Here is a 9516-nt window from a genome sequence, read left to right as displayed (position 1 = left end):
CAAAAATAATCAGGTGTGCGGAAAGTATTTTGATAAAGTTCTTTTTTGTATTCTCTATCTGTATTAGCTGTAGTTGGTGAGAGAATTTCTAAAATGAAATTAGGATATTTACCATCTTCTTCCCAAACAACCCAACTTTTCCGGGTTTTGCGTTCTGTTCCCAAGACGACAAAGAAATCTGGACCTCGGAAATATTCAGATTTTTTCTGATTAGGACTATAGTAAATGGTGAGATTTCCCGCAGCATAGAAATCATTTCTATCTTTCCATAACCATTCTAGACATTTGAAAAGTAGAATTATTTGTCTTAGATGTAGTTCTGTTTCCACGGTTGGTTCATCACTATATAAATCACTTGGGGGAAATATTACATCTTGGGAGATGTTTTCTTGACATTTTAATTCTTGAGTAATCATCATGATATGATACCAAGTAGTTATTTGTTGATTATAGCATTATGTAGGTTGGGTTGAGAAAACCCAACATTATATTATTAGGACTTACGCAAGATTCATGGAATAACGAACCACAGAGGCACAGAGGTCACGGAGAAATGAGGATTTGAGAGATATTTTGCGTAAGTCCTGATTATTTTTTTGTTGGGTTGCGCTGTTGCTTAACCCAACCTACATGACTTTTAAAAAAACCTCTTAAGTTAAGCAACAGAGTAACCTAGTAACGGGATTAAATTGTATCAGGATCTATATTTAATTCCCGCAATTTTGCTGCTAAACGTTCTGATTTTCTCGCTTCTTTTTCTGCTCTTTTAGTTTCCTGTTCTGCGGTTTCTTCAGGTGTGGGAACTAACTCTCCTGCTGGCGTAAAATACCGTAATAGTCCTTGATAAATTCCTAAATATAAACCTAGCTGACGACTCCACAAATGTCCTTGCTGATTTTCTTCTAAAGGTTGATATTCTCCGTCTAATAAATGAAAACCTGCAAATTCTAGTGTATAAGGGTCGAACCAAAAATAATCAGGTGTGCGGAAAGTATTTTGATAAAGTTCTTTTTTGTATTCTCTATCTGTATTAGCTGTAGTTGGTGAGAGAATTTCTAAAATGAAATTAGGATATTTACCATCTTCTTCCCAAACAACCCAACTTTTCCGGGTTTTGCGTTCTGCTCCCAAGACAACAAAGAAATCTGGGCCTCGGAAATATTCAGATTTTTTCTGATTAGGACTATAGTAAATGGTGAGATTTCCCGCAGCATAGAAATCATTTCTATCTTTCCATAACCATTCTAGACATTTGAACAGTAGAATTATTTGTCTTAGATGTAGTTCTGTTTCCACGGTTGGTTCATCACTATATAAATCACTTGGGGGAAATATTACATCTTGAGAGATGTTTTCTTGACATTTTAATTCTTGAGTAATCATCATGATATGATACCAAGTAGTTATTTGTTGATTATAGCATTACGTAGGTTGGGTTGAGAAAACCCAATATTATATTATTCTTTTGTTGGGTTGCGCTGTCGCTTAACCCAACCTACATTACTACTACATTACTACTTTAAAGGATTCCGAATATAACCATACTTGCGTCCCATTTTGACTGGTTTTAATCCTTCTTTTAATCCTTCTTTTAAGGATTCTGCTTCTTTAAACTTGGCTTTACGCTCGTCAGACTTGGCTTCAAGCTCGTCTTTTGTCTCAAATTCTGGTGGAACAACAATTTTACCTGTTTTATCTATATAGCCCCATTTACCACCAATCTCAACACCTGCTAAACCTTCGTTAAAGTCCCCAACTTCATTAAATTGAAGTGGAATCACAATTTTACCTGTTTTATCTATATAGCCCCATTTACCACCAATCTCAACACCTGCTAAACCTTCGTGAAAGTTCCCAATATCTTTTTTATAACCATAATAATAATAACGATAAAATCGAGGTGGAATAACAATTTTACCTGTTTTATCTATATATCCCCATTTACCACCAATCTCAACACCTGCTAAACCTTCGTTAAAGTCCCCAACTTCATTAAATTGAAGTGGAATCACAATTTTACCTGTTTTATCTATATAGCCCCATTTACCACCAATCTCAACACCTGCTAAACCTTCGTGAAAGTTCCCAATATCTTTTTTATAACCATAATAATAATAACGATAAAATCGAGGTGGAATAACAATTTTACCTGTTTTATCTATATATCCCCATTTACCACCAATCTCAACACCTGCTAAACCTTCGTTAAAGTCCCCAACTTCATTAAATTGAAGTGGAATCACAATTTTACCTGTTTTATCTATATAGCCCCATTTACCACCAATCTCAACACCTGCTAAACCTTCTTTAAAGTACCCAACTGTATTAAATTGAGGTGGAACAACAATTTTACCTGTTTTATCTATATAGCCCCATTTACCACCAATCTCAACACCTGCTAAACCTTCGTTAAAGTTACCAACTTTATTAAATTGAGGTGGAATAACAGTATTACCTGTTTTATCTATATATCCCCATTGATGATCAATGCTAACACCTGCTAAACCTTCGTTAAAGTCACTAACTTGACTAAATTGGAGTCGAATAACAGTATTACCTGTTTTATCTATATATCCCCATTCATAACCAATGCTAACACCTGCTAAACCTTCGTTAAAGTCACTAACTTTACTAAATTGGGGTAGAATAACAGTATTACCTGTTTTATCTACATATCCATATTTATTACCAACTCTAACTGGTTTTAATTTAATAGAATCAGCTTCTTCATATTTGAATGGAACAACAACTTTACCAGTTTTGTCTATATAGCCATATTCATCACCAATTTTGACCTTAGCTAACCCTTTCTGAAAATAACCAGCTTCATCAAATTTCGGAGCAATCACTAAATAAGAATTGAGCGCAAAAATAATACTGGAAAATATAGACACAAAAGGAATGAATAATCCAATTCCTAGTCCAAACCGTACTAATTTAATGCTCTGTTGTTTTTGGCTTTGCAATAGCATAAATTCACCTTTTAATTTTCAATTAACGTAATTTAATACAAATTGAGCTTAATTTTTTATGGCTTAATTAAAGATTTCTCAGACTGGCGATATTTAGCAATTAATTGACGGTGGCTAATTGGTGAATAAAGTAACATAGCAAGTGTGGGTAAACTTGTTCCAGTTAGTGCTAACAAAATCAATGGATTTAGAAAGCCGACTATTATACCAATTCCTGCACTAGCCCCAAACCCCGTTACCAGTAGTAACAGTCTACCCATAACCGAATCTTCAGCTAAGTCTACAGCCACAAAATTCACAACCCGATATACAATCCAATATATAACCCAACACACACCCCAAGTGACAACACCTGCTATAGCTAAAGGTATAGCCGCCATGAAAACGAAACCGACAACCGGACCAACTAGATCAAAACCACTATGTTTAACTGTAAGGTCAAGTAGACCTTCAACCACAGTCCCAACCGCAAGCCCAACCGCAGCCCCACCTACAGATACGGCTATAGCCAAACTTACATATTCACCCACAACTTGACCCACAGTCTGACGTATATACGAAGGATACGAAGTTTCTTGTGTATTTACTACTTTAGTAAAACTCCAAATCACACCCAGAAGTGTAACAACACCCCACACCCTAAGCATAGAGAGTATCGCCTCATATCCCAAATTTTGTAATAACCAAATAGTAACTGGACTTGCAGCATAAGTAATAAACCAACTCGTAGCCATAGCTACCAGCCCAGCTATTAAAAATAGTTTAATTAATCCTAAATAGGGCAATTTTATCTTCTCAATGGGTAAAGCCGCCGTTTGTACCTTCACCGTTAAAGTATGACTCGCTGGATAAGCATTACTATGAAGAATTAATTGACGTTTATACTGCTTATCCGCCATCAATTTACTCGTATCCACCTGAACCTGACAATGAATATTATTCCTACTAAACTGAGCAGGTGTAACTGAAATCCAAGCATGAGTATCCGGTGTATGGGGAGGGTCTTGAGGATGAGGTGCAACTTCCCATTTACCTTCTAATAAAGTATCTGGTATAGAATTTTCAATAATAATAACCCTAGTTAATTTTTCCCCCAGCCAATTCGCTTTAAACTCTAAAACTGTTTCACTAAAATCAACTGCTGGTACACGAATAACATCAAGGGGTTTGAGTGATTCTAAAGCTAATTCTGCATTAGTAAATCGGTCTTTTTGTTTCGGTTGTACCATCTTTTCCAACCAACCGATAAACCGCAAACTTACCTGGGGTAAAAGATGACGAAATTTAATCAAATAAGGATCATCTTCATCTTGCAATTGATCTATTTTTGTTGACTTGATTCCTGTTAATAAACATATCAAAGTTGCACCCAAAGCATACAAATCTGTAGCATTTGTGGGTTTAAACATTTGCTCTGGGGGAATAAAACCAGGAGTTCCTTTAAATACACTACTTCCAGCTACATCATGACTACCAATACGAGCAAAACCAAAGTCAATTAAATAGACATTGATTTGTTCATCTACTAAAATGTTTTCTGGTTTAATATCTCGATGAATTACCGACGGTATCCGATTTTGTAAATATACCAGAATTTCTAATATCTTAACTGCAATTTGTTTAATTTCTGCTGGTGAAAAGCTGCGAGGTTCTGCTAAAGTAGAACCATGAATATACTCTTGAATTAAACAAAAACCATCGGAGGTTTCAAAGGAATGCAAGTAACTGGGAATACCAGGATGATTTAATCCTTTAAGTACCTGTATTTCTCGTGCGTGGGCTTCTGAACCGGACCAACTTGCACCCGCTTGAGCAAAACAAAACTGTTTGATTACTTCTGGTTGCTTTGTGTTAAGATTTGTTGCTAACCAAGTAATTCTACCACCTTCGCGGTTGCGTCCTAGTTCTCGAATAACATCATAGCCTTGTGCTTGAAAATCTGGGTAGATGCTCATACTTCTCAGAGGTAACAAGTATAGTAGTATATTTTAATATTACCATAAGTTGCGAGAAACTTGGGCGAGTGGAAGTCACCGCTACACAGACAAAACCCATCTGCATGGATTTAAGAACCTTAATTTTTTTCTTAATTCTCACAAGTGGATTTTATTTGTGTAGTAGAGATTTACAATTACCGCAGACAAATAACTACGGATTAGTAAAAGTTAAAGCTTGTCCTCTAACTTGCGTATTTACCTCACCGTGATTATAAACAATTTTACCACCGACAATTGTTGTCACTGGCCAACCCGTTAAATTCCAACCCTCAAAAGAATTCCAACCGCATTTACTGAGAACTTCTTCCCGTTTCACTTCTCGGTAATTCTTCAAATCTACCAGCACTAAATCAGCATCGTAACCGGGGGTAATTTCTCCCTTATTAGCAATACCATAAGCTACAGCCACCGCTTTAGACATCCATTGTACAACTTGGGCAACTGTACACTTTCCTGCCATAGCAGCGGTTAAAATTAAAGGTAGAGACGTTTCTACACCGGGCATTCCCGAAGGAGTGTTAGGATAGGTTTGGGCTTTTTCGGCTAAGGTGTGGGGGGCGTGGTCAGTAGCAATAAAATCAATGATACCATCTCGTAAAGCTTGCCAAAGAACCTCATTATCATGGGGCGATCGCAAAGGTGGATTCATTTGTGCTAAAGTACCAATAGTTTCATAGGCGCTCGTATTCAAAAGTAAATGTTGAGGCGTTACCTCTGCTGTCACCCAACTCGGTTTGTCCTGACGCAGTAAATCTGCTTCCTCTGCTGTTGATAAATGCAAAATATGTAACCGGCGTTGATATTTTTTAGAAAGCTTTAATGCCAATTGTGTAGCTAACAATGCAGCTTGATTGTCTTGAATTTGGGAATGAATAGCAGGGTCTTGAATACCAGCAAATTCCTGTTTGCGTTGATTAATGCGGGCTTGGTCTTCTGCATGAACAGCAATTAACCGATTTCCCCGGGCAAAAATCGCCTCTAGCGCCTCTTCTTGGCTCACTAATAATTGTCCGTGCATTGACCCCATAAACACCTTAATACCCGGTGTAGGCTGGGCAGAAAGTAAATCTGGTAAATTATCGGTCGTAGCCCCAATAAAAAAGCCATAATTAACCAAACACTTCTGGGCGGCCCGTTCCAATTTGTCGTTTAAGGCTGCTTGGGTGATAGTTAATGGTTTTGTATTGGGCATTTCTAGAAAGGAGGTAACTCCTCCCTTAGCACAAGCACAACTAGCTGTAAATAGATCTTCTTTATATTCTAGTCCGGGTTCGCGGAAATGCACCTGGGGGTCAATTACGCCAGGTAATAAAGTTAACCCTTGTGCCTCAATTGTGTATGTAGGTGTAGCGTTGGTAATTTCCCGGTCTACTTGGACTATTTGCCTTCCCTGAGTCAGAACATCTCCAATCATTGATTCACCATTGGGTAAAATAATTTCGGCGTGGTGAATCAGTAAACTTTCTGGTATTAACATGGGCTTAATGGTTATCAGTATGAAGGAATTATTAGCGTTATAATGTAATTTGTGCTAAATGACTGCGGGGGTTATAAGTACGAATAGCCCGGATTTTTTCATAATATTCTCGTTCTTGGGCGGTGAGTTCTTTTGGTGGTGCAATTGCTACCTTTACAAATTGATCACCTCGTCCACCTTTAGCTAGGGGCCAACCCTTACCACGTAAACGCAAAGATTGACCAGAACGGACTCCCGCCGGTAATTTAACATTAACATGACCATCAGGCGCAGGTACATCTATGGACGCGCCTAATGTAGCTTCATCAGGTGTAATTAATACCTCGCAAACAAGATTATCCCCTTCCATTTGGAAAAAACTATGGGGTTGTAATTCTACCTTTAAATATAAATCTCCCCGTTGTTGACTCATGGGGTTAGTTTGCCCTTTGCCCTTCAACCGTAAACGAGTCCCAGTTTTAGCACCAGCAGGAATACGTACATCAATAGTTTCAGTTCCTAGACTAAACCGTTTTTGAACTCCAGAGAATGCTTCAGCAAAGGTTAAATTAATCACAGCTTCTGCATCCTGCGTACCACCATCTTGAAAAGCAACATCGTTAAAACTGCTACTTTGTCTGCTCGTAGAAGTTCGAGAAGAGTAACTTTGTCGGCCGCTGCGGGGTCCAGCACCACCAAATAACTCATTTAAGAAGTCATTAAAACTGCCGTATTGACCGAAATCAAAACCACCCATATCCGCCCCAGAACCCCCAGGAAAGCCTTGACCAGCTTGTTTCCAATATTGACCAAATTGGTCATATTTTTTGCGTTTATCGGGGTCAGATAATACCTCATAAGCCTCATTAACTTCTTTAAAGTTGGCTTCAGCCTGTTTGTTATTGGGGTTAACATCAGGATGATATTTGCGGGCTAGTTTGCGAAAGGCTTGTTTAATGTCTTCTGATGTGGCGGTTTTGCCAATACCTAAAATTGCATAATAGTCTTTAAAGTCGGTTGCTGCCATCTACGAGCCTCCTGTGGAAATTTAAGTTATGTTTTTTCTCAGATATGAAATTTACTGTTAATTCAAAAGTCTTGATTGGGTCGAATATCAGTCCAAAAGAAGCTGATATTAAACTAACAAATAATTGTCAAAATCAAGTGTGGTTCTTGCTGAATACAGCAGCGCAATTCCCGTACTCTTGCCATGATAAAAAGGAAATAAGCTCATCCATTCCTTCTTCTACACTGGGGGGAGCATCCCGGATTTGATGGTACATTCGGAGAATTATATCTTCAGGAACTTGACGACTTCGGCGTTGATTCCTGGCTAAACATAGCCAAACCGGAGTTTTCAGCCAAATCCCAGTGATATAAGTAAAGCCACAATTACGGGTTAGGGTAATGACTTCTCGGCGATTTTTCCTTTGGGCGTTGGTAGCGTCGAGAATCACCCTTTTATCGGCGATTATGGCTTGTTGTAATTGTCGTTCCATTTCCCGCCAAATTAACGGCCATGGTCCTTGAATTGCTTCTGAACCAAAAAGCTGACCCCGGATAGTATCTGTGGAAATTAGCTCTATCTGGGGGCATTCTCTCAGTAGTTGTTTTGCTAAAGTTGATTTACCGCTACCAGGAAGACCAATTAGCAAAATTAATTTAGTCATTGGTTATTGGTCAGTGGTCAGTGGTTATTGGTCAGTGGTCAGTGGTCAGTGGTAAAACAACAAACAACGAACAACCGACAACGAACAACTGACAACGAACTAAATGATTGTACCATCGGGAATTACAGCATTTTTGAGAACAACGACAATACCGCTACGGATGTAAAAGCCTTGTTTTTCCCGTTCTGCTTCTTGAATATTGTCCTTATTGATGATTTTCACATTGTGACCAATGCGGGCATTTTTATCAATAATGGCACGACGAATCATGGTGTCTGTACCAATACCGACGGGAATATCATTTTCTTCTAAGCTGCATTGTCTTTCAACGGATGGTTGGTAATAGTCAGCACCCATGATTAAGGTTTCTTCAATTACAGAGCCTGATTCTATCCGCGATCGCACTCCTAAAACAGAATGTTGAATGCGGCAATCTTTCAAAATGCAGCCATCACCAATCATAGATTCGGTAATTTGGCAATTCAACAGTTTAGAGGGGGGTAAATAACGAGCGCGAGTATAAATTGGTGCTGCTTCATCATAGAAACTAAAGGGAGGGAGGGGTTGCTTAGTTAGAGCTAAATTGGCTTCATAAAAAGATTCAATTGTGCCAATATCTTCCCAGTAGTCGTCAAACAAGAAAGCTTGAACGTTATGATCCTTAGCAGCTTCGGGAATAATCTCTTTACCAAAATCCGTTTGTTCTAAAGATTGTTTCAACAACTTAATCAAAACATCTTTTTTAAAGACATAAATCCCCATAGAGGCGATATATGGCTGTAATTCGGCTTGTTCTTTTGTCAATCCCAGTATAGTGGTATCAACACGCATCTGCGCTAAAGCTTCACCTTTGGGTTTTTCACTAAAGTCAATTACCCGACCCGATTCATTGATTTTCATCAAGCCAAAATCTGAGGCGCGACGATTATCCATGGGAATTACGGAAAGTGTAATATCAGCATTTGTATCTCTGTGACGCTGGATAAATTGCCGGTAATCCATGCGGTAAAGATGATCACCTGAAAGAATCAGAAATTCCTCTACATCCCACTCTTGTAACATCCAGATGTACTGACGCACAGCATCGGCCGTACCTTGAAACCAGTTAGGGTTTTCGGGGGTTTGTTGTGCTGCTAACACTTCGACAAACCCATCGCTAAACCCGCTGAAGTTGTAAGCACGAGCAATGTGACGATTCAGAGAAGCTGAGTTAAACTGAGTCAGAACGTAAATTTTGAATATTTCGGAATTGATGCAGTTGCTAACAGGTATGTCTATCAAGCGATATTTCCCTGCTACCGGTACTGCTGGTTTGGCGCGCAGTTTAGTTAACGGATAAAGCCGAGTACCCGCACCGCCACCCAGAATAATTGCTAAAACTTTTTTCACAAAATTTCCCCCAACAGGCTTTTATCTCTCAT

8 protein-coding genes are annotated in these 9516 nt (G+C 38.6%); all 8 read right to left on the bottom strand.

Annotated features, from left to right (window positions below):
• A partial coding sequence (locus H6G44_RS15555; RefSeq protein WP_190595378.1) for a Uma2 family endonuclease occupies nucleotides 1-419 on the bottom strand: 419 nt, incomplete at its 3' end.
• 265 nt (nucleotides 420-684) lie between these two features.
• Nucleotides 685-1386, bottom strand: coding sequence for a Uma2 family endonuclease (locus H6G44_RS15550; RefSeq protein ID WP_190595377.1), 702 nt, complete (start codon nucleotides 1384-1386; stop codon nucleotides 685-687).
• A gap of 128 nt (nucleotides 1387-1514) precedes the next feature.
• Nucleotides 1515-2972: a WG repeat-containing protein gene (locus tag H6G44_RS15545; RefSeq protein WP_190387935.1), complete on the bottom strand. Its 1458-nt coding sequence runs from the start codon at nucleotides 2970-2972 to the stop codon at nucleotides 1515-1517.
• A gap of 56 nt (nucleotides 2973-3028) precedes the next feature.
• Nucleotides 3029-4927: a serine/threonine-protein kinase gene (locus H6G44_RS15540; protein ID WP_190387934.1), complete on the bottom strand. Its 1899-nt coding sequence runs from the start codon at nucleotides 4925-4927 to the stop codon at nucleotides 3029-3031.
• Between the two features lie 193 nt (nucleotides 4928-5120).
• On the bottom strand, nucleotides 5121-6446 hold the full coding sequence (locus tag H6G44_RS15535; protein WP_190387933.1) for a dihydroorotase: 1326 nt from the start codon (nucleotides 6444-6446) through the stop codon (nucleotides 5121-5123).
• Between the two features lie 37 nt (nucleotides 6447-6483).
• Nucleotides 6484-7452, bottom strand: a complete 969-nt coding sequence (locus H6G44_RS15530; RefSeq protein ID WP_190387932.1) for a DnaJ C-terminal domain-containing protein — start codon at nucleotides 7450-7452, stop codon at nucleotides 6484-6486.
• Nucleotides 7453-7585: 133 nt separating this feature from the next.
• Complete coding sequence (locus H6G44_RS15525) at nucleotides 7586-8095, bottom strand: AAA family ATPase (protein ID WP_190387931.1); 510 nt, start codon at nucleotides 8093-8095, stop codon at nucleotides 7586-7588.
• Between the two features lie 99 nt (nucleotides 8096-8194).
• On the bottom strand, nucleotides 8195-9484 hold the full coding sequence (locus H6G44_RS15520; RefSeq protein WP_190387930.1) for a glucose-1-phosphate adenylyltransferase: 1290 nt from the start codon (nucleotides 9482-9484) through the stop codon (nucleotides 8195-8197).
• Between the last annotated feature and the right edge of the window lie 32 nt (nucleotides 9485-9516).

It is taken from the genome of Aphanizomenon flos-aquae FACHB-1287 (assembly GCF_014698755.1).
Classification (GTDB): domain Bacteria; phylum Cyanobacteriota; class Cyanobacteriia; order Cyanobacteriales; family Nostocaceae; genus Dolichospermum; species Dolichospermum flosaquae.
Note: the sequence above shows the minus strand (reverse complement) of the source record. Positions and strands in the feature narration are given on the sequence as shown.

Bases quoted from the DNA above. Each gene is read 5' to 3' on its own strand.
- H6G44_RS15550 (WP_190595377.1), bottom strand. From the start codon at position 1,386: ATGATGATTACTCAAGAATTAAAATGTCAAGAAAACATCTCTCAAGAT.
- H6G44_RS15545 (WP_190387935.1), bottom strand. From the start codon at position 2,972: ATGCTATTGCAAAGCCAAAAACAACAGAGCATTAAATTAGTACGGTTT.
- H6G44_RS15540 (WP_190387934.1), bottom strand. From the start codon at position 4,927: ATGAGCATCTACCCAGATTTTCAAGCACAAGGCTATGATGTTATTCGA.
- H6G44_RS15535 (WP_190387933.1), bottom strand. From the start codon at position 6,446: ATGTTAATACCAGAAAGTTTACTGATTCACCACGCCGAAATTATTTTA.
- H6G44_RS15530 (WP_190387932.1), bottom strand. From the start codon at position 7,452: ATGGCAGCAACCGACTTTAAAGACTATTATGCAATTTTAGGTATTGGC.
- H6G44_RS15525 (WP_190387931.1), bottom strand. From the start codon at position 8,095: ATGACTAAATTAATTTTGCTAATTGGTCTTCCTGGTAGCGGTAAATCA.